27 protein-coding genes are annotated in these 25,355 nt (G+C 38.9%); 4 read left to right on the forward strand and 23 right to left on the reverse strand.

The window, feature by feature from the left end; genetic code table 11:
- Nucleotides 1–2: 2 nt before the first annotated feature.
- Nucleotides 3–857, reverse strand: a complete 855-nt coding sequence (locus ACZ48W_RS02150; protein ID WP_464829402.1) for a DnaJ C-terminal domain-containing protein — start codon at nucleotides 855–857, stop codon at nucleotides 3–5.
- A gap of 88 nt (nucleotides 858–945) precedes the next feature.
- Nucleotides 946–1,347: a rhodanese-like domain-containing protein gene (locus tag ACZ48W_RS02155; RefSeq protein WP_464829405.1), complete on the reverse strand. Its 402-nt coding sequence runs from the start codon at nucleotides 1,345–1,347 to the stop codon at nucleotides 946–948.
- 78 nt (nucleotides 1,348–1,425) lie between these two features.
- On the opposite strand from ACZ48W_RS02155, the gene ACZ48W_RS02160 reads away from it, so the two are divergent.
- Nucleotides 1,426–2,202, forward strand: a complete 777-nt coding sequence (locus ACZ48W_RS02160) for a TrmH family RNA methyltransferase (protein WP_464829408.1) — start codon at nucleotides 1,426–1,428, stop codon at nucleotides 2,200–2,202.
- A 46-nt stretch (nucleotides 2,203–2,248) separates the two neighbouring features.
- On the opposite strand, the gene ACZ48W_RS02165 is transcribed toward ACZ48W_RS02160, so the two are convergent.
- The 10 genes from ACZ48W_RS02165 to purH form a co-directional block, all read right to left on the reverse strand.
- Entirely contained in the window at nucleotides 2,249–3,172 is a 924-nt protein-coding gene (locus ACZ48W_RS02165; RefSeq protein WP_464829411.1) for a helix-turn-helix transcriptional regulator, read from the reverse strand.
- 15 nt (nucleotides 3,173–3,187) lie between these two features.
- Nucleotides 3,188–3,346: a PD-(D/E)XK nuclease family protein gene (locus ACZ48W_RS02170; RefSeq protein ID WP_464829413.1), complete on the reverse strand. Its 159-nt coding sequence runs from the start codon at nucleotides 3,344–3,346 to the stop codon at nucleotides 3,188–3,190.
- A gap of 35 nt (nucleotides 3,347–3,381) precedes the next feature.
- Entirely contained in the window at nucleotides 3,382–3,816 is a 435-nt protein-coding gene (locus ACZ48W_RS02175) for a hypothetical protein (RefSeq protein WP_464829415.1), read from the reverse strand.
- Nucleotides 3,813–4,148 (reverse strand): hypothetical protein, encoded by a 336-nt coding sequence (locus ACZ48W_RS02180; protein WP_464829417.1) that lies wholly within the window; start codon nucleotides 4,146–4,148, stop codon nucleotides 3,813–3,815. Before ACZ48W_RS02180 ends, ACZ48W_RS02175 begins: the two co-directional genes overlap by 4 nt.
- A gap of 84 nt (nucleotides 4,149–4,232) precedes the next feature.
- Nucleotides 4,233–4,634: a hypothetical protein gene (locus ACZ48W_RS02185; protein ID WP_464829419.1), complete on the reverse strand. Its 402-nt coding sequence runs from the start codon at nucleotides 4,632–4,634 to the stop codon at nucleotides 4,233–4,235.
- A gap of 26 nt (nucleotides 4,635–4,660) precedes the next feature.
- A complete protein-coding gene (locus ACZ48W_RS02190; RefSeq protein WP_464829422.1) occupies nucleotides 4,661–5,713 on the reverse strand; it encodes a PDDEXK-like family protein in 1,053 nt (350 codons plus the stop codon).
- A complete protein-coding gene (locus ACZ48W_RS02195; protein WP_464829425.1) occupies nucleotides 5,710–7,191 on the reverse strand; it encodes a DUF2779 domain-containing protein in 1,482 nt (493 codons plus the stop codon). Before ACZ48W_RS02195 ends, ACZ48W_RS02190 begins: the two co-directional genes overlap by 4 nt.
- 121 nt (nucleotides 7,192–7,312) lie before the next feature.
- Nucleotides 7,313–8,914 (reverse strand): N-formylglutamate amidohydrolase, encoded by a 1,602-nt coding sequence (locus ACZ48W_RS02200; RefSeq protein WP_464829427.1) that lies wholly within the window; start codon nucleotides 8,912–8,914, stop codon nucleotides 7,313–7,315.
- A 447-nt stretch (nucleotides 8,915–9,361) separates the two neighbouring features.
- Nucleotides 9,362–9,697 carry a DsrE family protein gene (locus ACZ48W_RS02205; RefSeq protein WP_464829428.1) on the reverse strand — a complete coding sequence of 112 codons (336 nt, stop codon included), beginning with the start codon at nucleotides 9,695–9,697 and terminating at the stop codon, nucleotides 9,362–9,364.
- A gap of 70 nt (nucleotides 9,698–9,767) precedes the next feature.
- On the reverse strand, nucleotides 9,768–11,300 hold the full coding sequence (gene purH / locus ACZ48W_RS02210; RefSeq protein ID WP_464829429.1) for a bifunctional phosphoribosylaminoimidazolecarboxamide formyltransferase/IMP cyclohydrolase: 1,533 nt from the start codon (nucleotides 11,298–11,300) through the stop codon (nucleotides 9,768–9,770).
- 127 nt (nucleotides 11,301–11,427) lie between these two features.
- Here purH and ACZ48W_RS02215 point away from each other — a divergent pair, with 127 nt between their 5' ends.
- On the forward strand, nucleotides 11,428–11,955 hold the full coding sequence (locus ACZ48W_RS02215; RefSeq protein ID WP_464829432.1) for a hypothetical protein: 528 nt from the start codon (nucleotides 11,428–11,430) through the stop codon (nucleotides 11,953–11,955).
- 51 nt (nucleotides 11,956–12,006) lie between these two features.
- Here the strand turns inward: ACZ48W_RS02215 and metE are convergent, their stop codons facing one another.
- The 3 genes from metE to purL form a co-directional block, all read right to left on the reverse strand.
- A complete protein-coding gene (gene metE / locus ACZ48W_RS02220) occupies nucleotides 12,007–14,295 on the reverse strand; it encodes a 5-methyltetrahydropteroyltriglutamate--homocysteine S-methyltransferase (RefSeq protein ID WP_464829435.1) in 2,289 nt (762 codons plus the stop codon).
- A gap of 216 nt (nucleotides 14,296–14,511) precedes the next feature.
- Nucleotides 14,512–14,859 carry a hypothetical protein gene (locus tag ACZ48W_RS02225; protein ID WP_464829439.1) on the reverse strand — a complete coding sequence of 116 codons (348 nt, stop codon included), beginning with the start codon at nucleotides 14,857–14,859 and terminating at the stop codon, nucleotides 14,512–14,514.
- A gap of 148 nt (nucleotides 14,860–15,007) precedes the next feature.
- A complete protein-coding gene (purL, locus tag ACZ48W_RS02230) occupies nucleotides 15,008–17,230 on the reverse strand; it encodes a phosphoribosylformylglycinamidine synthase subunit PurL (RefSeq protein ID WP_464829441.1) in 2,223 nt (740 codons plus the stop codon).
- Between the two features lie 154 nt (nucleotides 17,231–17,384).
- On the opposite strand from purL, the gene ACZ48W_RS02235 reads away from it, so the two are divergent.
- Nucleotides 17,385–18,065: a dUTP diphosphatase gene (locus ACZ48W_RS02235; RefSeq protein ID WP_464829443.1), complete on the forward strand. Its 681-nt coding sequence runs from the start codon at nucleotides 17,385–17,387 to the stop codon at nucleotides 18,063–18,065.
- A gap of 16 nt (nucleotides 18,066–18,081) precedes the next feature.
- On the opposite strand, the gene ACZ48W_RS02240 is transcribed toward ACZ48W_RS02235, so the two are convergent.
- The 8 genes from ACZ48W_RS02240 to ACZ48W_RS02275 all read right to left on the reverse strand — a co-directional run bounded on the left by ACZ48W_RS02240 (nucleotide 18,082) and on the right by ACZ48W_RS02275 (nucleotide 24,020).
- Entirely contained in the window at nucleotides 18,082–18,711 is a 630-nt protein-coding gene (locus ACZ48W_RS02240) for a carboxypeptidase regulatory-like domain-containing protein (protein ID WP_464829445.1), read from the reverse strand.
- 62 nt (nucleotides 18,712–18,773) lie between these two features.
- Complete coding sequence (locus tag ACZ48W_RS02245; RefSeq protein WP_464829447.1) at nucleotides 18,774–19,103, reverse strand: hypothetical protein; 330 nt, start codon at nucleotides 19,101–19,103, stop codon at nucleotides 18,774–18,776.
- Between the two features lies 1 nt (nucleotide 19,104).
- The gene (gene mnmE, locus ACZ48W_RS02250; protein WP_464830458.1) at nucleotides 19,105–20,445 is read right to left on the reverse strand and encodes a tRNA uridine-5-carboxymethylaminomethyl(34) synthesis GTPase MnmE; all 1,341 of its coding nucleotides are present in this window, start codon (nucleotides 20,443–20,445) and stop codon (nucleotides 19,105–19,107) included.
- Nucleotides 20,438–21,292: a Jag N-terminal domain-containing protein gene (locus ACZ48W_RS02255; RefSeq protein ID WP_464829449.1), complete on the reverse strand. Its 855-nt coding sequence runs from the start codon at nucleotides 21,290–21,292 to the stop codon at nucleotides 20,438–20,440. The genes mnmE and ACZ48W_RS02255 overlap by 8 nt, the downstream gene beginning before the upstream one ends.
- Entirely contained in the window at nucleotides 21,292–22,905 is a 1,614-nt protein-coding gene (gene yidC / locus ACZ48W_RS02260) for a membrane protein insertase YidC (RefSeq protein ID WP_464829452.1), read from the reverse strand. Before yidC ends, ACZ48W_RS02255 begins: the two co-directional genes overlap by 1 nt.
- A gap of 47 nt (nucleotides 22,906–22,952) precedes the next feature.
- Nucleotides 22,953–23,357, reverse strand: a complete 405-nt coding sequence (rnpA, locus tag ACZ48W_RS02265) for a ribonuclease P protein component (protein ID WP_464830459.1) — start codon at nucleotides 23,355–23,357, stop codon at nucleotides 22,953–22,955.
- Entirely contained in the window at nucleotides 23,317–23,451 is a 135-nt protein-coding gene (rpmH, locus tag ACZ48W_RS02270; protein ID WP_067328544.1) for a 50S ribosomal protein L34, read from the reverse strand. The genes rnpA and rpmH overlap by 41 nt, the downstream gene beginning before the upstream one ends.
- An 89-nt stretch (nucleotides 23,452–23,540) precedes the next feature.
- Entirely contained in the window at nucleotides 23,541–24,020 is a 480-nt protein-coding gene (locus ACZ48W_RS02275) for a hypothetical protein (RefSeq protein WP_464829455.1), read from the reverse strand.
- An 84-nt stretch (nucleotides 24,021–24,104) separates the two neighbouring features.
- Here ACZ48W_RS02275 and nspC point away from each other — a divergent pair, with 84 nt between their 5' ends.
- Nucleotides 24,105–25,244 carry a carboxynorspermidine decarboxylase gene (nspC, locus tag ACZ48W_RS02280; protein ID WP_464829457.1) on the forward strand — a complete coding sequence of 380 codons (1,140 nt, stop codon included), beginning with the start codon at nucleotides 24,105–24,107 and terminating at the stop codon, nucleotides 25,242–25,244.
- The last annotated feature ends 111 nt before the right edge of the window (nucleotides 25,245–25,355 follow it).

A 25,355-nucleotide genomic window follows, 5' to 3' on the forward strand; every position in this document is an offset into this window, starting at 1 on the left:
CTTTACAATTTTTCTTCAAGTACTTTTCTTACATCATCATCAAGGGTATCGACATCAGGCAGTATGACATTTGCTATAAGATAGAGATCACCCTTCATCGCTGTTTTCCTGTCCGGTACACCTTTTCCCTTAAGTCTGAATTTTTGACCGTTTTTGGTATTTTTCGGTACTTTGAGAGAGACCTCTTTTTCAGGTGTATTTACCGCGACTTTACCGCCGAAAAGTGCTTCTTTCAAAGGAACATCAAATGTTTTATACAGGTTGTCACCTTTTCTTTCATACTCATCCGATTCCGCTACTTCAACTTTGATAAGAAGATCTCCTCTTTGTCCCTGATACTGTTTTCCTTTGCCTCTTACCCGAAGTGTTTCTCCGCTTTTGATCCCTGCAGGAATTTTAATATCAAAACTTTCACCTTCCACATTGATCTTGTATTTCCCGCCCTGTATAGCAGTCATGAACGGTACGGTGATACGTGCCTGTACATCAAGATCCGGTCCTCCGAAACCTCCGAAGCCGCTGAAGCCTCCCTGGGCACCGCCGAAGCCTCCGGCACCTCCACCAAACATCTGTCTGAGGATCTCATCCAGATCGACCCCTGCACCTTGACCTTGTGCAAAATCATGGAAATTCTGACCGCCGAACATCTGATCACCAAACTGATCATACTGCTGTTTTTTCTCCGGATCGCTCAATACTTCATATGCAGCATTGATCTCTTTGAACTTCTCTACAGCACTTTCATCCTTATTGATATCCGGATGGTACTTTCTTGCGAGTTTTCTATAGGCTTTTTTTATTTCATCTGCACTGGCATTTTCACTGACACCCAGTGTTTCATATAAACTTTTTGACATGGCTCTTCCCTAACATCATTTATTTCTTTTTTAAAAGTATTATATCAAAAAACTTTAGTCAATGTCAATCAACTTTAATCAATAATGTTTATTTTTCAGGGGTATAACGTACCGGTTTATACCCTTCATACATCAGCTTCATCATCCCGCCTTTAAGGTTGATCACTTTATATCCCAACTGTGATGATAAAAATTTGGATATCTCCATTGTTCGGCTGCCTGTACGGCATATGAGTGCAAACTGCTCATCTTTCTTAACGACTTTATCCAATTGTTCCAGGAATTTCGGTACATTATATCTGCCTTTTTCATCAAAGAACATGATCGTATAGGCTCCTTTGACAATACCTGTCTCTTTCCATTCGCCCGGTGTACGTATATCTATGATCTTCATATCTTTTTTTAAGAAATCCGGTGTTACCCATATATTTTGTAACTCTGCAAAAAGCGAAGTACCCAAGAGCAATAATCCTAATACTATTTTCTTCATGGTCAATTATCCTATTTTATTTTTTTGCATTGTAACAAAAAGAAGTAAATAAACGTGTGTATTAGAGTACAATACATTATGAATTATACACCCATAGATGACATCAATGCACCAGAGTTGCAAATATACCACCAGTTTCGCGAACATGCCTTCAAAGCGGACGGAAGCTTCGTAGCAGACAGCCCTAAAGTGGTCAATCTGCTTCTTGAAAAAAACATAGAAGTCAAAAGCATCCTTGCCACACAAGAGTACTACGATGCATACCGGGCACTCATAGAAAGTAAAAAAGATGCGGTATTTTATGTGGCTACCAAAGAGCAGATGCAAAACATTGTCGGACACAAGATACACCACAACGTCATGATGCACGGCATACGCCCCGCAGAAACACCACTGGATGATCTGGGAGACCATATCCTGATGCTGGATGAGATAAGCTCCACACAGAACATAGGCGCCATCGCCCGTTCTGCTGCAGCCATAGGCATAGACTCTTACCTGGTACCAAATCATGGACCTCACCCCTACTCCAGACGTGCATTAAGAGTTTCCATGGGGCATGTGAGTATGCTGGACATACATTGCTACGATGACATCAAACAAACCATACACGCATTAAAAGAAAATGGCTACCGCATCTACGCGGCAGAAGTCACCCCGGACTCCACACCACTAGCCTCTGTAAAAGTGGTGGACAAATGGGTACTACTCATGGGGCACGAAGGCTCAGGACTCTCAGATGAAGTACTTGCACTCTGTGATGAAGTAGTCACTATAGAGATGATGGAAGGTGTGAAGAGTTTTAATGTGGGGATAGCGGCTTCCATTATGATGTATCAGTTTAAACACTCATGAGCATTTAGACATCGCGTATACCATACATTAAACTAATCTTTATTCACTACGCTCTGTTCATATACGCAGCAAGATCATTTCGAATAGCTTTACGGATCCTTTCCGGTTCCAGTACTCTAATATGTGGTATCCAATACTTCACAAACGGAATGATCTCCATGTCATTGGTAATCTCGACACTTACCACCATACTGCCATCTTCTCGTACTTCTTCAGTTCGTTGTGTTTTTGAGATCGGTTTTCTTTTGAAGTATTTAGCTACATCTTCTGAGAACTCCACTACAACTCTATAGGGCTCACCATCTTGTTCAAACCAAACTGAAATGGAGTTTTCCAGTAGATTGTCAAGCGTAGTATCAGTGTAAAACGTCTTCTCTTTGAGGGTGATCTGTTTGATGTTTTTAAGGTAATACTTTTTCAGCACATCATTACGGGCATCAAGTGCTATGAGATACCAGAAGCCTTCATAGTTGGCGATTTTAAGCGGTTTGAGGTCAAGTGTTTTACTAAAATCCCCAAAGTCATATACACACTGTATCTGCTGCTTGCTTTTGATTGCACTCTCAAGCTGCTGTACCTCTTTGAGCTTATCGCCTATGTCCTCCATGTCAAGTTTGGCATAAAAGGGGTTGACACTCTGGTTCTTGATCTTGGAGAGTAGCCGCTCCGCTTTCATCGAAAACTTTTGTCCTGCTCCTTCTATAAGTTTTTCCATAATGTCCAACACTACCGTATCTTCAATGGAGGTACTCTTCTCCAACTTAAAGCCATCCTGCATCTTCCACTTTTTCTTGTCTTGGTAAACAGGGAAAGAGATAAGCCGTTCATTGAAGTCTCTTTGGATGGTTCGTTCGCTGACATTGAACTCTTTTGCCAGTTCGGTAACTGAGAGAGCTTCACCGTCATTAAGACGAGAGAGGATGATGGTAAGCCTGGTTAAAATCGTATCGTAGTTGTGTTTGTATGCCATTAATTGTTTCCATGATTAAAGATTTTTTTCATTTGCCAATAATAAAAAACTATCAATAAATTTTCTTCCAAGACCATGATCCTGATTAGGACTTAATAAATAGGCTAACATAGCCGACATACTTGTTTCGTGTAAACGTGATTTCCCCATACTTAGTACATTAAAAATATTCATCTCAAACTCCCTTCCGATTTACACATTTTAACCAATCAGTCTTTATCTTTCATGGCGGCTATCACAATTTTATCTGACTTATCAGGACTTGTAAACGTACCAAACAAAATATTTGCATGATGAGCTTGCTCTTCTATGACAGACATCATCTCGGCTATATTCGTGCAAGGTACAGCAGAACTAAAAGTAAAATGCACAAGAACGGTTGTAAAGTTTTCAAGTGAGGAAAATTTTTTTTCATGGAATTTAACCATATGTTCCATACTTTCTCTGTTCATTCTTCTGTTTACACATATATACTTTGAAATACTAATACTCTCAGTAAGATCAAGTATTTCTTCCAAGTCAGACCATACAATAGATATGTCATCTTCCGTTTTGATATCCATTAAAAGAGGCACTCTATTTATAAGCCATAAAACTTTAGCATCTAAAGACAAATGTCCAGTATCTTGAAAACAGCTTTTCATAAGTTGCAGCCTTTCAACAACTCTTCAGGAACAAAAAAAGATGCGTTATACTGCATACCTCTGTTACTCTCGACAAACTCTTCAAAAGCCTTTCTGTACCATGAAGACTCACCAGGATCATTTGTTTCAGTTTCGTAAACCGAAACATCATAAAACTCACCGTCTCTCCAACACTCAATGCCGTATATACCCAAACCATATCTCTCAACTCTTGACAAAACAACTTCAAAATCCTCTTGCGAGAAATATATGACATCTTCAGTATCAAAACCATCATTTACATTTTTTAAGTCCTTAAAAATGTATAAGTCTAAAAATTCCCATGTGTTCATATTATTTCCTCATAAATACAGTTTCTCTGTTTTTACTTTCGTATGCTTAATATATTTTAAGTATAGCAAGACTATTGGACATCATTATGTCTGGATTTTAATTCTATTTTTTATAACTTCTCCAATTGATTCACCAATTTGCTGAAATTCTTCAAATGTAAATACATCAGATTTTGCATTATTACACCAATAGCAAGATAATTTACAATTATCTGGACTATAAGGTTCATCTTTTTTTCTTTCTATTTCCAAAGATTTACCTCTCGTTATTTTTCTTTTTGAATTGTTTAAATCATAAAATAATTGTAATTCATCAACTGTACATCCACAGTAACAACAAACTTTCAATTCATCTTCATACCAACTAATAAAATCTTCTCTTGTCCAATATTTTTCCAAATTATAATCTACTCTTTGCTTGATAGAACTATATCTATTCGAAGCATATCTTTGTATATCATTTTTATATTTTAAATTTCTTCCCATATTTTATATAATTTCTTTACTCACTTTTAATTCTTCTGCTGATACAAAATCTTAATACCATCTACACCTGTTTCTTTAGGATATTTTTTAATTAAAGATTTACTATCATCTATGTAATAGAATAAATCAAATTTATCATGATTTTTTTCATTTACATTATAATGAATTCTATTTTTTTCATTTACTATACTCATATATACTTGAGCATTTAAAGTACCTTTATTTATTGCAAGATTATTGTCTTTATAAACGAGGTCAGATACTTTCTTTTTAATCTCACTAATCTTATATGTTTTATTTTCAGCAAGTTCATTAAAAACTTGTCGTATATACCATCTAATGGGTTGTTTATATTTCAGCTTTTTATTAATGTTTGATTTCTCTTCTAAATATGACTGAAAATCTGAATCAATAAAGTTAATAAATGCTTTGATTGTATATTTTGAATATTCAAAAATTGGCTCCATTCTTCCTTTTGCTTCTTTCTCAAGCATATCTACTAATAATTGATATATACTATCATTGACGCTATCATCATTAGCATCATTCCAAAAAAGGTGATATGAAGGTATAATACTATACTCCTTTTTAAAATCTTCATACTCTTGTATGCTAGCTGTAGTTTTTGTTGGAGTCAAATATATAAATCCAATAGGGATATCTGCATATTTTTTAGATATCCCATCTACTTGCTCTTTTAATTGATTTTTTGTTATTGAAGTTGTTCTAATTTTATTTTCTATACATATCACAAATAGTGGCTGTTCTAAGTTTGATATATTATATATTGAAATAACTATATCTATATATCTATCCTTGTTTTTTGTGTTTTTAACTTTTTTCTCAAGTTCTACATTAACTCTAAATTTAGATTCATTGGTTAAATTAACAATGTTATCATTAATCTGCAACTCAGATAATTTATCATTATTTATGATTAATGGACTTATTACAGATTTTAATAAAAAATCTTTTAGTCCATGTTCTTTATTAGGATCTAAAAGATATCCCAAAAAAGCACTTATGTTTGGTTCTTTTATTGAGCCATCTCCTGATGACAGAATTTTAAAAATATTCATTTAACACTCTCCTTTAATTTCTCAAGTACCTTCACCATAGCCAAAGTATCCAACTCACAATACCTCAACAACGCTTCTCTAAGTCTAGCTACCTCTTCCTTGTCATCCATATGTGCAAGTTTAGCGTAAGTCTGCATAGCCTCCCCACCATTTTGTACACCGTCCAGTTCTGTGTATGCCTGTGTCATCTCAGGAACAAGAGCAGGAAGTACATACTTGATGGAGTAACTTCCTCTCATTGCTGGAGTATAATAATCCTTCTTTTGAAATGGAGTCATCAGGTCTTGTATATTGTCATGTATAGCCATAAGATGCGATGCAAACTCATCAAACATAGCAGCCAACTTTCGGATGACACCTTTTTCAAATGCCATGTTGTATGCAAGGACCGTTACATCCGTAGGTATATCTTCTACCAATCTTTTTGCTAACTCATATCTTGGGTCAGCTCCTTCTTTTGCTAAAAACTCTTTATGTTCCAGAGGTTTCTCTTTATATTCAATATGAAGAGAATACTGAAATGGTATCTGCATAAAAGGGCTTATACCTTTCCATTCCGGGATAGCTTGCTGAAATGTTTCGAAATCTAAATGATAAAGGGGATAAGTTAGTCCATCTATAAACTCTTTAATAGCAATCTTGTTAATAATATCACTACCTGTTTGTTCCGATTGAATTTGAATTTGTTGGGCAATCGAAAAGTGTGTTATGTCAGTGATTTGATGAAATTCCATAATACCATCCTGATACATTTGGAACTTCTCATCAACCTTTAATCTTGATATGTTAAAAACACTATATTCCGGGACATCTTTCCAACAGTAAGCAATGGCATCACAATCATAAGGGTTGGTACAATGTTTACCTATATCAATATCCGGTTCTTCATCTTTATTGGCTAACTGTTTTTGGAAGTACTGTAAATAAGTAGGGATATCATCTTGGAGTTCCAATACTTCATCCGATACATCAACAATTGAAAAAAGCTTGTCTATTTCCAGTTCATCACCTCTGACGTACTTATTGTTAATATGAACGATGTTTGTTTTTTTGACATTAAATCCCAAGCCATTAAGAACATAGTATTGTATCGAAGCATCGTGCAGATACACATCTTTGACCTCTGTGGAACTCTTAACTTCATTTATCTCTATGCTTCCATCCTCATTGATATGGAGTATATCTACCATCACAAGAATTTCATCATAATTGAACGTAGCCTCATAAATGTTTTTAATACCTTCATCAATCCATCTTTGCGTAAGTGCTATTTTTTCATCAAAGCTTGTACCTTCAAATGGTATCTCTCTGCCATCTGGGAAAAGTTGACATGCCAATGCACCAACTCTATCACCCGTTTCAAATATAGCTTTAGCCTGTGCATCCGGTGGCGTTAGGACTTCTTTTTTATACTTTTTAAGCCAAAGGGATTTAGTACATTGTAACCCTCTGGTGTAAAGTGATTTTGACAGATTCATTTTTATTCCCCCCAGCATTTTGTATTCTATTTAAATATACATTAAGTTAATGTATAGATGCCGTAAACTTTATAATATAATTATAAGGCAGTGCAAAGACATCTTTATGTCTGGTTGTTCATTAAAAACTGAAATATTCAAAATCACCGTATATCTCAATGGTGAGATTTGATAAATTACATGGTGGGAACTTTAAAAATACTTCATTTAAATTTTCTAAACTTATAGTAATAGGGTTGTTTTTATATCTTAATATCGTTTTTAAATTTTGAAGTTCACCAGTCAAATTCATTTCATTTAAATTCATCTTTCCCCCTTTATATAAAAATTCACAAGTGGGATAGTCTAAATCTTTAAATTCTGTATACTTAGAGCATAGTAAACTATCTATATCCTTATTATAAAAACTCCATACTCCATCATTAAAATCAATACTTTCAAGATATGAGCTAAGTGCCCATTTTATTGTGTATGCATATATAGGTCTAGCTTGTACTTGTTCTCCTTTAGTGAATGGGAAAGTGATTTTTAGTGTTACATCTTTCCATCTGTATGTTTCAAAAGTTTTATCTTTATATCTCAATATATGAAGAAAAGGACTTTGACATTCGGAAAATTTATATTGGGGTATATTTGGACAATCCTTACATAAATTCACATACATATTTGATACCAATTCCAACATCGTTTCATTCGAAGTCGAAGTATTATATAGTTTAAAAAATACCGCCAAATTATTTTCCGCTTCAAAATCTATATATAATTGAAGCATCTCCAGTTTTTTTTTATCTTCATTGCGATATTCCTTACCTTCACTGTTGGCTCTCTTTTCAAGATCCACAATCATTTTTTTATACTGAAAGACAAACTCTTGTAACATTTGTATTTCTAAATTATTTGACAAAAGCTCTTTTGCTTCTTTCTTAACTTGATTCCATTGATTTATCAGCTTAAAATCAACCCCCATTCTATATTCAATTGTATTTTTATTTTCTACATACAATTTATTGTTAATCTTATTTAAAAGGTTTCCTATGAGTGTTTTTACCCGATTAAAGTTCTCATTTTTGCCAAACTTTTCATTGAGGTAAAGTTTACGATTAACTTCTATCATAATTGATTTGACACGTTTATCTTTACGATAATATTTAAGTGGCACTATCGTTCCGGAAAATGGTTCATCTATTAATACAGTCAAACCTTCCTCCAGGAAATACTCACGTACATATCTTATTAATTCAAAATCTGTATGAAACCTATCTATACCTATACAAATATCAGGTCTGTTAGTGTTTTCTTCATGATACGTCAGTACTTCATTTGAAAAACTGTGACAATCTATAATAAGTGCTTCACCATGTTCTTTCAACTCTTCTTCAACAAGTAATTCAAACTTTTTATGGTGTCTGTCATAAATTGTAGATTTAATAAACTCTTTTTCTTCGCTACTTATCTCTCTAAGTTTAGTTCCGTATGAGGTACTCGTATAACATACACCCATTCCTTTTTGAGCCATTGATTCATCTTCATCATTTCGAAATCTTTCTACATCACAATAGAGTCTACTATAAGGAAATATCAACTTTTTAGCATCATCAAAATCAAAAAGTTCATCCGTGTACCAATCGGTCATCCTTTGGAATTCATCCCTGAGGGACACACCATTTAAAACTTCAAATGTATCTGGTATATCAATTGAGCTATGGGGTATGTGTAAAATCATTTTTTTCCCTTTTGTCCAGTTTCTTTAAAAAGAGAGTTTTGAAGGACTCTAGTGATAATTACCGAAAAAGTTGCATTATCATCTTTGAGTCTGTATTTCTGATTGTCTGGATGCGAGCATCTTACTCTTTTCCCTAAACCAATTAATCGTATTAGATACTTACATCTACCGCATTCTTCCATTAACATGAATTTACTAGTGTGTTTTTTGTTGTGTGTTGCCATTGTATTTCTCCATATATTTGGAGACAATAAAAGTGATTGTAATCAGTAGTCTTATTGTCCTAAGTGTTCAAAATAATCCCCGACACATTTTCTGGGATTATTCAGTTGCATCTCTTATGAGTGAGATGATGTATTATAGTTTTTGTTTTGACAGCTTTATGTCTGGTTTATATATTTAAAGAAAAATAATAGAAATTTAGCAGAGGATCACGGAATAGATAGGCTAAAAGGTAATTACTTTCCAATCACTCTGCAATGCATCGGTTAGTCTCTCTCCCGTATGGGTCATCTCTATGCCAAGAGAAGCAAGCTTTTCACTCACCCCATAGTCATCGGAACAGACGACACAACAGGAGAATGTCACACCACTCTCCTGCACTTTTTTCACCATTTCCTGAAGTGCTTCATTTTCAGCCAAAAGTTTGGCAGAAGGACCCCATATCATAATATGGGCTTCATCCCAGTAGCCTCGCGGGAGTATCACAGATCCATAGAGCAGAACCATTTTCTTTGCTACTTCTATCTCAGCCGTACTCCATACTATAAGCAGTTTGTTCATGATCTTCCTAAGATAAGATATTTGAATTTATACAGGTCGGGGTGGGGATATCCCGGCCTACAAATAAAGATTAATGTAAAAAGTGTCTTACAGTAGTAAAGTAAAGTGAAATACCATGCTCATTGGCAGCTTCAATGACTTCATCATCCCTGATGCTTCCGCCGGGCTCAATGATGGCTTTTACTCCTGCTTCAGCCGCCGCATCAACAGAGTCTCTAAACGGGAAGAATGCTTCTGACGCCATAGCAGCACCGCTTACATCAAGACCCATCTCTTTTGCTTTTTTCAAGGCACACTGAGCCGCATCTACACGAGATGTCATACCCATACCTACGGCTACCATTGCCGAATCTTTCACATACACAACACAGTTGGACTTTGTAAGACCTGCCACTTTCCAGGCGATCTCAAGGTCTTTCATCTCCTGCTCTGTAGCAGTAAGTTCGGACTTTTTATGGGCATTGTGCACTTCATTGTCACAGATACAGTCAGAGTTTTGGAAAACAAATCCGCCATCTACATGTTTGAAGTCATATTTATCACCGGACATCACCAGCTTTGTACCGCCTTGGGCAAAGAGTTTAAGACGTTTTTTCTTTTCAAATACTTCCAGTGCTGCCGGTTCAAAGTCTGCTGCCATAACTACTTCCAGGAAGATCTCATTCATCTTCTCTGCAAGCTCCTTGGTCACAATACCGTTGACTGCGACCACACCGCCAAATGCAGACACAGGATCACATTTAAGTGCTTCCGTATAGGACTCTAAAAGTGTCTCTTTAATGGCAAAACCGCAAGGGTTGCCATGCTTGACGATACATACAGCATTTTCATCACCAAAGCTGGAAGCGATCTTCAATGCACCGTTCACATCGTTAATGTTATTGAAACTCGCTTCACCTTTGACTTGTTTAAAGTGGTTTGTGAAGTGATTGTCAAACTCATAGAGTGCACCTTTTTGGTGCGGGTTCTCTCCGTAACGCGTTTGGAATAATTTTTTTCCTGTAATGAACTGATACTCACCGAAACCGTCATTGAAACGGCCATTCATATAGTTTGCTATCATACTGTCATAGGCTGCAGTATGTTCAAACGCTTTGATCATAAGACCACGTCTGAACTCTAATGTATCTTCTTTACTCTCAAGTGCAGAAAGTACCGCATCATAATCATTGGCATCTGTAACGATAAGAACATCATTAAAGTTCTTTGCAGCACTTCGTACCATCGTCGGCCCGCCGATATCGATGTTTTCGATGATCTCATCAAAATCTTCCGTTCTCTCGATAGTCTCTTTGAACGGGTAAAGATTTACACATACAAGGTCTATGCCTTCTACTCCAAGCTCTTTGGCCTGTGCCACATGTGCCTCATCGCCTCTTTTATGTAAAATACCACCATGCACATAAGGATTGAGTGTTTTCACACGTCCCTCAAAACACTCAGGAAACTTTGTTACTTCATCGATCTCGATGACTTTTACACCAGCTTCGTTAAGCTTCTTATATGTACCACCGGTTGAGATGATCTCCCAACCTTGACTCTCTAAACCTTTGGCAAATTCAACAATGCCGCTTTTGTCACTTACGCTTAATAATGCTCTCATATGACTTTAACCTTTTGGGAATAATTAGGCTGACATTATATCGAATCTAACTAATATTAAGAATATTGATAGTTTACTTGGATAAAATGCAGTTAAATCAGATATAAATTATCTTAAAAGGAAAAATATGATTAAAAAAATACTCTTCGGATTACTGGCTCTTATCGTTATTGTAGGAGGTGTTCTTTTTCTTAAGAATGGAAAAGATACCTATGATGCAACTAAATACAGTGCAAGTGTAAGCAATGGGTTAAATGCAGGTTCCACGATCAGTTTCACACTCCCTGACCAGTTCGATAAAGCACATACATTAACAGCTGATACAAAAATACTTATCCTGGTATTTGCCAAAGCAACAGGACATACGGTGAAAGAATTTTTGAAAAAACAGGACAGCGACTACTTGCCAAAAAGAAATGCTCTCTTTGTTGCAGACATCAGCCCGATGCCGACGATCATCCGTAATACTTTTGCCCTGCCGGATTTTAAAAAGAGTACCTACTCTGTACTGTTGATCTATGATAAAAACATTGCCAAACAACTTAAAAATGAAAAAGAGGCAGATAAAATTGCTGTAGTAACGCTGGAGAACGGTGTGGTAAAAGCAGTCAAATACATCAGCACAGAAGAAGAGCTGAAAGCACTTCTCAAATAATAGAATACAAGCACTTCATCAAAGGAGAAAACAACTTTCTCCTTTTCTCCTTTATTTAGAGTTGCCCTTTAATTTCTCCCGTACAATCTGTACTGCTTTTACCATATGGATGAGACTGGGCTTTACTTCCTCCCATTTCCGTGTTTTAAGTCCGCAGTCAGGGTTGATCCAAAGCTGCTCTTTGGGCAGAACTTCAAGCAGATTTTCGATCTGTTCCACTATCTCCTCTACACTGGGGATACGGGGAGAGTGTATATCATAAACCCCCGGTCCTACTTCCTGCTTATAGCCTACCTCTTTAAATATCTTAAGCAGTTCATTCCCGCTTCTTGCCGTCTCAATGGAGATCACGTCCGCATCCATCGCTTCTATAGTTTTAATGATATCATTGAACTCACTGTAACACATATGTGTATGGATCTGTGTCTCTTTTTTTGCTGTAGAGACTGACAGTCTGAAATTGTCTACTGCCCACTGTTCATACGCTGCAATATTCTCCGTACGCAGCGGATACCCCTCTTTAAATGCTGCTTCATCCACCTGAATGATCTTGATACCGGCATTCTGCAGGTCATCTATCTCATCCGATATAGCAATGGCGATCTGCTTTGCTACTTCATCTCTGGGTTTATCATCTCTGACAAATGACCAGTTCAAGATCGTTACCGGACCGGTCAGCATCCCTTTCATGATCTTGGAAGTTTTACTTTGTGCATACGTTATCCAGTCTACGGTCATCGGTTCCGGTCTGCTTATATCACCGTAAATGAATGGCGGCTTTACACAACGGCTTCCGTAACTCTGTACCCAGCCATTTTGACTGAATCCATAGCCATCGAGCTGCTCACCGAAGTACTCTACCATATCATTTCGTTCAGGTTCACCGTGTACCAATACTTCCAGCCCGACCTCTTCCTGAAATGCTACACACTCATCGATATATTTTTTCATCTCTGCTTCATACACATCAGATGAAATAAGCGATTTTTTATAGTCTGCCCTTACCTTTCTGAGCTCCGGGGTTTGAGGGAATGAACCGATGGTGGTTGTAGCCAGATCATCATAACCCAAAAGTGCTTTTTGGATCTTGATCCTCTCCTCATACGCTCCTTCTCTTTGCAGTTTCATAAGACCTTGCACTCTTCTTTGTACTTTATCGTTATGTATGCGTGTAGAGTTTTTTCGTGATCTGTTCGCTTCAATGTTCTGTACATAAAGCATTTTTTCTGATCCGCTGAGTTTCTCTTCACCCTCAAAAAAGAGTTTCGTAACCAAAGCAATTTCATCCAGCTTCTCTACAGCATAAGAGAGCCAGTTTTTGATCTCATCATCCATCTTCTCCTCATATTGAAGTGTAAAAGGTGTATGAAGCAATGAACAGGATGAACTGACGATAATATCCTCTTTGGGTACCACCCTTGCTGTTTTTTCTAAAAGTCCAATGGTTTTCATGATATCATTTTTCCATATATTACGTCCATCGACCACACCGGCTATCAGTTTTTTACCACTGTTGGCAATGCGTTCCAAGCTCTCAAAATTTTTCTCTCCGTAAAGGAGATCAAGTCCAATAGCCCAGACAGGTGTATGTACCAGTACTTTGCTTGCCTCATTTGAATGTTCAAAATAAGTCGTCACTGCTATCTTGATGTTATCAGATACTTTTGCCAATCTGTCATAGCAGGGTTTAATGAGACTCAGGACTTTTGGCTCTACGTCTTTTACAAAAACCGGTTCATCCATCTGCACAACGATCTCTTCATCCAGATCTGCTATCTCTTCCAAAAGTGCCTCATAGACCGGCAGGATCTTTGAGAACAGCTCATAGGTATCACCCCTGTCCACTCTTTTTGAAAGACCTAAAAATGTGACAGGTCCGATAAGATTGATCTTTGTATTGATCCCCAGTGCTTTTGCTTCTTTATATTCAGACAATATCTTTTTTGCATTGAGTGCATAGCTGTCTGAAAGTGACAGTTCCGGCACAATATAGTGGTAGTTTGTGTTGAACCATTTTGTCATCTCCATTGCTACAGCATCTTTATTTCCTCTTGCCATAGCAAAATAGAGTTCTTCTTCTTTAAGCAGTTCAAATCTTTTTGGGATCGCACCTAACATAATGGCCGTATCAAGCATATTGTCATAAAGTGAAAAATCATTGGATGCAATGTAGTCTATCCCTGCATCTTTTTGGTAATTCCAGTGTCTCTTTTTTAGTATTGAAGCTGTTTTCTCTACTTCCTCAAATGGACATTTACCTGCCCAGAACTGCTCTAAAACTTTTTTTAACTCTCTTTGTTCTCCAATTCTTGGAAATCCTGTTACGTAATTTTTAGACATACGTCATCCTTTAATAAATAATAAAAATGGTTTATAGATTATGTTGATAGTCGGTAATTAATAGGATAAACCCGGATGATGCAATAGAATTGCCAAAGATTCTGCATGTGCTTGTTTTGTGGGTGCTTGCAAAGAATTTGAGGTTAACCCGTAGGTTAATGGATGATTTCTTTGTGAATGCCCACGAGACAATGATTTGCAGAAGATTGGTGATCTCTATTGCATATTCCGGGATAAAGGGTATGGAGGGTGTACGCCTGTGCGTCTAAATGCAAAGTATGTACAGTAAAACGGACAACGGGGAATATAGTGGTTCAGCAAAAGTGCCAAACGGGTACGAAGTTTAAAATAACAGTTGCAGTGGCAAGGTTTAGCTTGCGCTAAAGTGCTTTCCGATACTTCTTCAGGCGGGTCATTTTCATCCGGGCCATGATCCGAACTGTCAGAAAGGCGCAGGAGTGAATGTGCTACAGAGACTTGACGATGAAGCTTATGCTCAACATTATATACCAGCATCGCTGATAAGGTAAAATAGTTTTTGCCAAAACCGCGAAGTAATTTCACTCTTTTTCCTCTTTAATATAAAATAATTGTCACTGCGAACACCCTTGAAAGCAAAGCGTTTTGAGAGCAGTGACGATTTTTGCCTGCTTTTTTCTAAAAAAAGCAGAAAAAGAAACATGCATACAACAGAACTCAAATACTTAAAGTATTACAGATCCTGCTCGATCGTTCTTGCAAAAGTATTAAAGTAGATATCTTTTACTTTATCAAGCGGAAGCTCTATATCATTCACTTTTACTTTGTCTCCACCTACTTTACCGATCATACTTACACTGATCCCAAGATCCATCGCCATTTTTCCGAATGCTTCGATATCATCTTTCGCTACTTCAACCAATGCTCTGCTTTGTGATTCATCAAAAATATCTCTGCTTGCTTCTACTGCCACTTCAGCAACGATACCTTTATTGGAAACAGCAGCCATTTTGGAAAGGGCAATTGCAATACCGCCCACATTCACATCTTTAGCCGACTTCAAAAGTCCTTTTTTGTTCGCTTCGATCACAAGCTCCCAAAGTCTAAGCTCAGCAGAGTAATCAAATGACGGCAACGTTCCGGCTGTTTCACCAAAAAGCTCTTTAATGTAGAGAGAACCGCCGAACTCACCTTTTGTCTCACCTAAAAGAAGGATATGTGACTCCTCTTCCCGGAAACAGGAAGGCAATACTTTATTCTCATCATCATTGAGTCCCACCATCGCTATGGCAGGTGTCGGGAATACACTCACTCCATTTGTTTCATTGTAAAGAGATACGTTACCACTTACAACCGGCGTGTTAAGCTCTAAACATGCCTCTTTTATACCTTCACATCCTTGAGCAAACTGCCACATGACTTCCGGGTTTTCCGGATTACCATAGTTAAGACAGTCAGTGATAGACAATGGTCTTGCACCGGACATTGCGACATTTCTTCCAGACTCAACTACTGCAAGTGCAGCACCTCTTTTAGGGTCGATGTAGCAGTAACGGGGATTACAGTCAGAACTCATGGCTAACGCTTTACCGTTCTCTTTGATACGGATACAACTTGCATCCAGACTTCCCGGTGCTTTCGTTGTATTGGTCTGTACCATAGAGTCATACTGGTTATAGACCCAAGCTTTATCTACCACTTCAAGAGAAGCAAGAAGTTTTTCATATGCCTCCTGGTCAGCTACTTTTGCATAGTCATCTACACTTTTGGCATTCACTTCATCAAGATACTTGGGTCTAGCTGTTGGTCTATCTAAGATAGGTGCCTCTTCACTTACCGGAGCGATAGGCATATCTGCACATTTTTCGCCATGCCAGAAAAGCTCCATTCTTTGTGTATCTGTTACTTCACCGATCACAGCAACATCAAGTTCCCACTTCTCAAAGATATCGATGATAGCCTGCTCTGAACCCTTTTTGGCACAAATAAGCATACGCTCCTGGGACTCGGAGAGCATGAAGTCATACGGCATCATCCCCTCTTCTCTTGCCGGTACTTTGTCAAGATGCATAATGAGCCCGGCACCCGTCTTACCTGCCATTTCAAATGCTGAAGAGGTAAGGCCTGCGGCACCCATATCCTGGATACCTACAACATGATCTGTTTTGAAGAGTTCCAAACACGCTTCAAGAAGCAGTTTTTCTGTAAAAGGGTCACCCACCTGCACTGTCGGACGGAGTGACTTTGACTCTTCCGTAAAGCTGTCTGAGCTCATTACCGCTCCACCCAGACCGTCACGACCTGTTTTAGACCCTACATACATAACAGGGTTACCTATACCGGAAGCCACCCCAAGGAAGATCTCATCAGACTTTACAAGTCCTAAAGAGAAGGCATTTACAAGGATGTTTCCATTGTAACTCTCATCAAAACTCACTTCACCACCGATGGTAGGGACACCCATACAGTTACCATATGAGCCGATACCATCTACTACACCGCGTACAAGGTGTCTCTGGTATTTGTTGATCTCACTGTCACCCCTTACTTTACCAAAACGTAAAGCATTGAGGTTAGCCACAGGTCTTGCACCCATAGTGAAGATATCTCTGAGGATCCCGCCTACACCCGTAGCTGCACCCTGAAAAGGCTCAATGAACGACGGGTGGTTATGACTTTCCATCTTAAAGACAGCTGCCATACCGTCGCCAATATCGATAACACCGGCATTTTCACCCGGTCCCTGGATAACCCACGGTGCTTTGGTAGGAAAACCATTCAGGTATTTTTTACTTGATTTGTATGAACAATGTTCTGACCACATAGCAGAAAAAATACCGATCTCGACGATATTCGGGTGACGACCGTCAAGAATACGCAGGATATCTTCATATTCTTCTTTGTTTAGCTTATGGTTCTTTAAAACTTCATCTAGATTTTCAATCGGTTGTGACATATACTGTGTCCTTTTTAGGAGGTAAAATAAGTCCATAATTATATTAAAAAAGTGTTAAGAGAGTGCTGTAACTTTACGGTGTGTTAGCAAACGCACCCTACGGGTTAATCTTAATTTTTGTATAATCCTTTAAAAAGAGAAACAAGGTAATTTTATGAACAAGATATTACAAATGCTGCTTCTGCAGCAGCAACTCAATGATGCAACCAATGGTGAAGGCTGGGAAGAAGGTCTCACTAAAAACGGAAAACAAATTGACTGGAAGCGTTGTACCTACCTGGAGTGCGCCGAGCTTATAGAATCTTATCCCTGGAAGCATTGGAAAAATATAGATGCCAAACCTGATTATGATAACATTAAAATCGAAGCTGTAGATATCTGGCACTTTATCATGTCACAAGGACTTGAAGACTACAAGATGCAAAATCTGGGTTCAATAGAAACTTTAGCTTCGAACATTACTCAACTGCCTAACTTTCAAACCTTTACAACAGATATTACACCAACGACAAAAAACTATTATGAACAGATCGAAGTGGTTGAAGCACTCATGAAAACACTCTTTTGTGGTGAATCCACAGAAGCACTTATGGAGTCATTTATAGATGTGGCCGTACAGTCCGGACTCAATCTTGATGCACTGTATAAACTCTATATCGGCAAAAATATTTTAAACCGCTTCAGACAGGACCATGGATATAAAGAGGGGACCTATATCAAGATATGGAATGGGGAAGAAGACAATGTAGTGATGCAGCGCATTTTAGATGAAACAGAGGATATCAGTCCTGAAGAACTATACAAGGCACTTGAAAAGGCTTACCCGAAAGGATAAGCAGTTTCTTCTGCCATTACTCGACCATCCTGCTCAGATCCTTCTCTACGATCTGATTACCGTATACACTTACCTGTGTCGCTATACGTATATTCTTAGGCGAATCATATCCGCATTCCATACCGCATTTTACCGTACCTATCAGATAATATTTTCCGGAAGGCACCCCGTAGAATGCAAATTTTCCCTCACTGTTGGCTGCTGTGAAGCGCAGGTAGTTAAAGAGTCTTGAATCTGCTTTTTCCATCTTGTACCCGCCAAGATAACTCTCACTATACCACTGATCGGAATAACTGGTTTTAGGATTCAGATAGAGTCTTGTACCGGCCCCTACGACTCTTTTACCATACGCATCTGTCACATAGATGGACCCTTTCACCGTACCTCTTCCTCTTCTTGCCAGACGACTGTATTCAGAGACAGGGAAAGTAATACGTTCCATCCTCTCACCTGACATCTCTTCCGTGATCATGGTCTCTTCTTCCGTAAGATTTGAATCCAGATCAGAAATATCAACATCTTCTTCACTTGACCAGCTGTCCTGTCCGGACCCCTGTGTTGAAATAACCAGTTCTCTCTGTACACATCCGCTTAAAAGCAATACGATAACAGAGAAAGTAAAAAGTAATGATAATTTTTTAGTCATAAATGAATTTCCTTATATTTGATGAGTAATTATACTGTATTAACTTTAGGAAAGTATACCTATCAGCATTTCTTTTTCTTATGGTCATCTAAAAAATCCTGCAGATATCCTCTTGCTTCTTCATTGCCGGAAAAGGCTGCCTTCTGATACCAGAAAGCAGCCTTTTGACAATTTTTTCTCACCATATGGCCTTTTTGATAACAATAGGCAAGAGATCCCTGGGCATCCATTTCACCCTCTTTTGCAAAACGATGCAGGTTCTTTACTTTTCGTTTTTCTCCGTGATAATATTTGACCGTATTCAAAATGAACCAGAACGTAAAAACAGACAGACCGGGTATAAGGTATAATTCTATCTTTTCAATACCGTCAACATATTCAACGATCTGCATCTTATTTCCCCAAACAGAATTCACCGAACATTTTGTCCAGTATCTCTTCACTGTCATAAGGTTTGGAGATGGAAGAGATCGCTTTTACAGCTTCCTGTAAATGATAGGAGAAAAACTCCAATTCTCCGTTAAGAAGCGGTATTTTTGCTTCTCCTATCGCAGAGGCTGCTTTCGTTACAGCTTCTATCTGACGTGCGGAGATAAGCATCAGTTCTTCACCCTCGCCTATCCCGTCAAAAAGCAGTTCTAGCCTCTCTGTAAGTTTGACAAAACCCTTTTTCGCACTGACTTCAAGCGGATCATACGCTGCTATCTTCGACCTGTCAAAACAGATATCGAGATCTGACTTGTTGAGTGCAACAATGCAATGTTTATCTTCCAGTGATTCAATAATGGAGAGTATCTTTTCATCTTCCGTATCAAACGGTCTGGAACCGTCAAAGAGCGCAATGATCACATCTGCATCTTCCACTGAGCTCATAGAACGTTCTATACCTATCTTCTCTATTGTATCTTCTGATTCACGTATCCCTGCCGTATCTACCAGTCTGATGATATGCGAACCGATACGTACCTGCTCTTCGATCGTATCTCTCGTAGTTCCCGCAATATCGCTTACGATCGCTCTCTCATAAGAAAGCAGTGCATTCAGCAAAGAACTTTTACCCACATTCGGCTTACCGATAATAGCGACTTTAAATCCTTCTATAAGTCCTCTTCTGCGGTGACTTGCCTCTACGATCTGTTCCATCTTCTCTGTCAATGCATCCAGTTGACGGATAATATTATCCATGATATCCTCAGGGATATCTTCTTCCGCATAATCAATCATCACTTCAGAATAGGCCAGGGATCTCAGCAAAGCATCCCTGCTTTCATCCACAAAGGTTTTCAATTCGCCTTTCATCTGTTTTGCCAGTATCTTGGCTGCATCTACACTTTTTGCTTCGATCAGTTTGGAGATCGCTTCTGCTTCGGTAAGGTCGATCTTGCCGTTAAGGAATGCCCGTTTGGAAAATTCTCCCGGTTCTGCAAGCCTTACCCCGTAAGAGCGTATGGTGTCAAGTATCTCCTGTGCAACGATCATCCCTCCATGACACTGGAATTCCACTATCTCTTCACCGGTAAAACTGTGCGGTGCGGCAAAGTAGATCATGATCGCCTGATCTATGAGCGTATTGTCCGCCGTATAGAGAGAAGCAAGATGTGCATATCGGGGAGTAATATTGTCCAGATGTGAGAGCTTGCGGGCTATATCCAATGCGGCATCTCCGCTTACTCTGATAATAGAGATGGAAGAGACGCCATATGCTGTAGCAATGGCAGCAATACTGTTATGCATGGCTTTTATTGTTAAATTCATTTATGACAATGAATTTTTTGCCTTCCCGTCCGGTTTTAACTGCCACATATTTGTCAGGAAAGGCTTCACGCAGCTGTTCCAGTGCGATCTGTACCAGAATACCGTCAAGATTGCGTGTTTTTCCTCTTCCGTGTTTTTCTATGTTCTCTATGACCGGTTTGATATAGTTGCGGATCATCTCCTGTTGCGAAGTAAGGAATTCTGCGATCTCAAGTTTGATAAAGAGTTCATATTTTGTATGCAGCCAGTTGAAGATCATATAGGAGAGTGCATTATAGCGATACCCCTCTTTTCCTATGAGAAGTGCGGCATCATCACCATCTATGAATATCAGTGCCGTGTTGTCCCTGACATCCACTTCAACCACATCTATCTCAAAACATGAGTGGGAAAGAAGCTCTTTCAGCTGATCTTCAATGAGCAGTGCCAATTCATCATACACCACACTCTCTTCAATGAATTCCTCTTCATCTTTATCTCTGTCAGCTTCAAAAAAACTGTCCAGGACAGCATTTTTTTCATACTTTTCTTCTTCATGGAGTGTTTCCGATTCCTCTTCAACCGCTTCTTCTTTCACTGCAGAAATGATTTCGGAAGCAACACTCTCTTCTTCACTCACAGGAGGAACAGTATACGCTTTTTTTACTTCTTCCTCAGCCTTTCTTTTACAGATAGCTATAATGACGGCTTTTTTCTTTAAAAAGCCCAAGATGCCTTTTGAAGGATACTGAATGACCTCATATTCAAGATCGGTAATGGAACATGCCAATTGTGTTGCAGCTTCTTCATACGCTTCTTCAAGTGTAGGTGCTTCAACCCTTTTCATCAGCTATCCTTTCCCTTTTTATGCGCTGCGACAACCGCTGCTTTATGTTTTGCATACGCATTGTTGATCACATACTGCTGACCGATCGTAAAGATATTGTTCACAACCCAGTAAAGTACGAGCCCTGACGGGAAAGGCATAATGATGAACATACCGGCCATCAGTACAGGGAACCACTGGAAGATCTTCTCTTGAAGCGGATCGGTAAAGTTATTCGGTGTGATCTTTTGCTGGAACCACATGGACGCACCCATCAGAACAGGCAGGATATAGTACGGATCCGCTGCGGAAAGGTCATTGATCCATACCGGGATCCATGCTGCCCCCTGAAGTTCATCTGCATTCAAAAGTACACGGTAAAGTGCAAAGAAAACAGGGATCTGAAGAAGCATAGGCAGACAACCGCCCATTGGATTCGCACCGTTCTTCTTATACATTTCCATCATCTGTACATTCAGTTTTGCAGGATCACCTTTATACTTTTCCTTAAGCTCTTTCATCTTAGGTGCCAGGTCTTTAAGTTTTTGCATAGACATCATACCCTTGTATGAGAGAGGGAAAAGTATCAGCTTTACAAGCAGTGTAAAGAGTATGATCGTCCATCCCCAGTTGCCCACTATATCCTGGATCCATAAAAGCACTTTAAAGAAAGGTTTTGAAAGGAAAGTAAAGAAACCAAACTCAATCGTATCTGTCAATTCCGGATTGATTGCCTTAAGTATTTTATATTCTTTAGGCCCAATATAGCCGCCAAGATGAAGATTCTGACTTCCTTCAACAAAGATAAGAGGATTATCATCTTTCTCTTTTAAGATAGAAACATTCATTCCTTTATCAAAGTCATAGAACATGGTAGCTACGTATCTGTCAAATGCCGAAGCGATCTTGGCATTCTTGACCGTTTCATCCCCTTTGGCATCACCGTCTTCTATAGTAGTGATGACATTGTCGGCACCTTTTATCAAAGCACCCCTTACAAGCATATACATGGATGTATCTGCCATCGGTCTGTGGCCCGGTGTAATGAAATACGGTACAGCGGAAGAGAGGGAGACATCAATATCATAGGCACCATTCGGTTTCACTGTGATCTTTTTAGTCACTGTTACCGAAGAGAGTTTCTGTACCAGTGTCACCGTTTTGGCAGAAGAAATGACATCTACTGTTGTACTGCCGCTGTTGGTATACGGTGTTTTAAATGCTTCTTCATTCAGTCTGCTGTCTGAAAATCTGATCTCCAAAGGTTTGACTTCCTGTGCACCAAGGATCTGAAGATTTTTTCCTTCTTCATCCTTATACTTCTCTTCCAAAAGTTCAAAGCGTGCAATACGTCCGAATTCATCAATATCCATTTTGAATGTATCCGATACTACTGTCGCCAAAGTTGTCAGACTTGATGAAGTGCCGGGAGCATTGTTTGTTTTCGCTTCAGCTGTTGGCGCAGGAGTATTAAGAGCAGGAGTTGAAACTTTAGGTGTCTGGTGTGTTTTTGCAGTCTCTTCTGTAGGTTGTGCCGCTTTTTGCGGTGGGAAAAGATAGCTATAGCCTACAAATACCAAAAAGGAGAGCGCAAGTGCGAGAAGAAGTCGTTTGTTTAAATCTTGTTGTTCCAAAATTATGCCTTTAGTTAGTTATCGTCGATAGTATAGTGTTAAATTCGTTAAATCTGTTTTAATGCAGAACACTTTTTAAGTGCATGAAGATATGATTTATGAGTCTCTAAAAAACTTTCGGTTAAAAGAGCCGGTTTTGCAACCAGGACATAGGACCCTTCGGCCAGCATGTCAATATTTTCGATGAAATGTGCTCTAAGCAAACGCTTTGCTCTATTTCTGCGAACTGCATTTCCAATTTTTTTACTGGCGACAAAACCTACATGATACCCTGTACCCCTCTTATAGAAAAGTACAAAATAGGGAGTGTGCCAGCTTTTAGAGGAGCGATGATACACTCCATTGAACTCTTTACTAGTCTTGATCCTAGTAAAATGCTTAATAGAACTGATAGTACTGACCTGCCGGTTTTTATACTGCCAGTCTTTTTCTACCTTTGGCTCTTCTTGCAGAGATCACTTTTCTACCATTTTTGGTTTTCATTCTTGTTCTGAATCCGTGCGTTCTTTTTCTTGGTGTATTATGCGGTTGGTATGTTCTTTTCATCTTGAATTATCCTTATTCTGTTCTACCTGCAATCTTGCATGGTATTATTTGGACGCGATTTTACCTTAATATGGCTTAAAGCATACTAATTAATGCAGTGATTTGAAAATAATCTCTCCATGCTTTTTATCCTTTTTTGCTTTTATATAGGTTTCAATCAGTTTGAAAATAACATATTTGATACTGTGGGTAGACGTTCTTACTTCAAGTTCCGTACAATAGATATCTTCACCGTTATTCATCAGCATATTGCGAAGCATTCTTTCTGCGAAATGATATCCTCCGTCTATCTTGGTATCCTGGCATATCACGGCATACAGAGATGATTCTTCATCGATTTCGAACAGAATATCTGTATTCCGTTTTTCTTTTGTCAGCAATCTCTTCATATCTACATTTTTTCCCGAGATAAGCATCATGACAAAAGCACGTTCTTCTCCACGGTCCATAAGATAGTAAAGAATGTCTATGGTTGTTGAAAGCTTATCTACCATTTTAGCTGCCAATTCAATATCATTTCCGTTAAATCTCAGGTTATCTCTCTGCATTTCATTTTCTCTTACTTCCATTCAGTATGCCCTTTCTCTTATCAAGTTTTATACGCTATCGGGAATTATATCAAAATATTTTAGCTTCTGTTGCTATAATTCCTTATGAATCACACAGATAACGACAATTTGCCCTCTCCCTGCTGGTTGCTGGAAGAGGATTTACTCAGAAAAAACCTTGAAGTGATGCAGAAGATCAGGCAGAGCACCGGTGCACATATCCTTCTGGCACTGAAAGGCTATGCCTTATGGAAAAGCTTTCCCCTGATCAGCCAGTATCTTGACGGATGCTGCGCCAGCGGCCTCCATGAAGCTAAACTGGCCCATGAGACATTTGGAAAAGAGGTACATACCTACTCTCCTGCTTTCAAAGAAGAGGAGATCGAAGAGATCGCACAGATATCCCATCATCTGGTCTTCAACTCCCCTGCACAGTTCAAACGCTTTGCCCCGCAGGCAAAAAAGACAAATCCGAAACTCTCTCTGGGCTTACGCCTCAATCCCGAGTATTCCGCATCACCCAGGGAGATCTATAATCCCTGTGGCCTGAATTCCAGGCTGGGTACGACAAAAGAGAACTTTGACGAGTCTGTTCTTGAAAAGTGTGAAGGCTTTCATTTTCATGCACTCTGTGAACAGGACAGTGATGCACTGGAACATGTACTGAAGAATTTTGAAGAGAAGTTCGGTACCTATATTCCCAGAATGAAATGGATCAATTTCGGAGGAGGACACCATATCACTCGCAAAGGATATGATATAGAGAAACTCATTACCCTTATTCGTAACTTCAAGGAAAAATATGATGTAGAAGTCTATCTCGAACCCGGTGAAGCCATCGGCTGGGAGACAGGTACCCTGATCACTACGGTCCTGGATATTGTTCATAACGGTATGGATATCGCTATCCTGGACTCTTCGGCAGAAGCCCATATGCCTGATACTATCATCATGCCTTACCGTGCAGAAGTACGTGGAGCAGGCAAAGCCGGAGAGAAAGCGCATACCTACCGTCTGGCAGGCAATACCTGTCTGGCAGGGGATATCATGGGAGACTACAGTTTTGATGCTCCGCTGAATATAGGCGACAAGATTATCTTTGAAGACCAGATGCACTACACTATGGTCAAAGCCACGACCTTCAACGGTATCAGACTTCCCGATATTGCCATAGAAAGAGAGGACGGAACGATAGAGGTCGTACGTGAGTTCGGATATGAAGATTTCAGGAACAGACTCTCCTGATCCGAAGTGCAGTTTTGGGTAATCAGGTTTTATCGATTTCACATTTTATCGTAGGGGAGCACCCCTGTGTGCTCCCGTGGTTTCATATTGATATCCGGAATACATGTTGTT

Source organism: Sulfurovum aggregans (genome assembly GCF_055385215.1).